The 1253-nt window shown below is 79.7% G+C and carries 2 protein-coding genes; both read left to right on the forward strand.

The window, feature by feature from the left end; translation table 11 throughout:
• Positions 1-28 precede the first annotated feature (28 nt).
• Entirely contained in the window at positions 29-103 is a 75-nt protein-coding gene (locus JNW98_RS36435) for a GPS-CTERM domain-containing protein (RefSeq protein WP_308015713.1), read from the forward strand.
• Positions 73-1253: energy-coupling factor transporter transmembrane component T (locus tag JNW98_RS35645; protein WP_372459411.1), on the forward strand; the 1181-nt coding region annotated here is incomplete at its 3' end. The genes JNW98_RS36435 and JNW98_RS35645, both read left to right, overlap by 31 nt.

Raw genomic sequence — 1253 nt, forward strand, 5'->3', positions numbered from 1 at the left:
GGAGGACTCCGGCCCCTCCGCCGGCCTGATCGGCGGCGTCGCGGCCGTCGTCGCGCTCGGCGCCGCCGCCCTGTGGCAGGCGCGCCGCCGGCGCGCGCGGTGACGCCGGCGCTGCACCCCGGCGCGTGGTGGATCTGGGCGCTGGGGCTGGCCGCCGCCGCGTCCCGGACGACCAACCCGCTGCTGCTCGCGCTGCTGGTGGCCGTCGCCGGCTACGTGGTGGCGGCCCGGCGCACGGACGCGCCCTGGGCGCGCAGTTACGGGGCGTTCCTCAAGCTCGGGCTGTTCGTGATCGGCATCCGACTGCTGTTCGCGTTCTTCCTCGGCTCCCCGATCCCCGGCACGCACACCGTCGTCGTCCTCCCCGAAGTCCCGCTCCCGGACTGGGCGCGGGGCGTGCGGCTCGGCGGCCGGGTGACGGCCGAGGGCCTGCTGTTCGCCCTGTACGACGCCCTGCGGCTGGCCGCCCTGCTGGTCTGCGTGGGCGCCGCCAACGCGCTCGCCAACCCGGCGCGGCTGCTGAAGTCCCTGCCGGGGGCGTTGTACGAGGCGGGGGTCGCGGTCGTCGTCGCCATGACGTTCGCGCCGAACCTCGTCGCCGACGTTCAACGGGTGCGTGCCGCGCGGCGGTTGCGCGGCCGGCCGGACCGCGGCTTCGCCGGCCTGCTCCAGGTGGGGCTGCCGGTGCTGGAGGGCGCTCTGGAGCGTTCGGTGGCCCTGGCCGCGGCCATGGACGCGCGCGGCTACGGCCGTACGGCCCGGGTGCCGCGCGCGGTCCGGCGCACCACGGCCGTCCTCACCCTGGGCGGTCTGCTGGGCGTCTGCGCCGGCACGTACGGGCTGCTGGCCGACGAGGGGGCCGGCTACGGAACGCCCCTGCTGCTGGCCGGCGTCGTCGCCGCCCTGGCCGGGCTGCGGCTGGGCGGCCGCCGCTCGGTCCGCACCCGCTACCGCCCGGACCGCTGGGACGCGGCCGCGTGGCTGGTCGCGGCGTCGGGCGCGGCGGTGGCGGCCCTGATGGTGTGGGCCGGCGCCTACGCCCCCGACGCCCTCCACCCCCCGGCCTTCCCCCTCGCCTCCCCTGACCTCCCCCTGTGGCCCGCGGCCTCGGTCCTCGTCGGCCTCCTGCCCGCCCTGCCCCTGCCGGGGCGGCGGGGCGGGGCGGGCCCGGAGCGCACGGCGTCCGGCCGGGGCCGGCCCTCGTCCGGCCCGGGGTACCCGCCGTCCGCCCCGAGCCGGCCCACGTCCGGGCC

The sequence above is a fragment of the Streptomyces huiliensis genome (genome assembly GCF_020037025.1).
Lineage (GTDB): Bacteria > Actinomycetota > Actinomycetes > Streptomycetales > Streptomycetaceae > Streptomyces > Streptomyces huiliensis.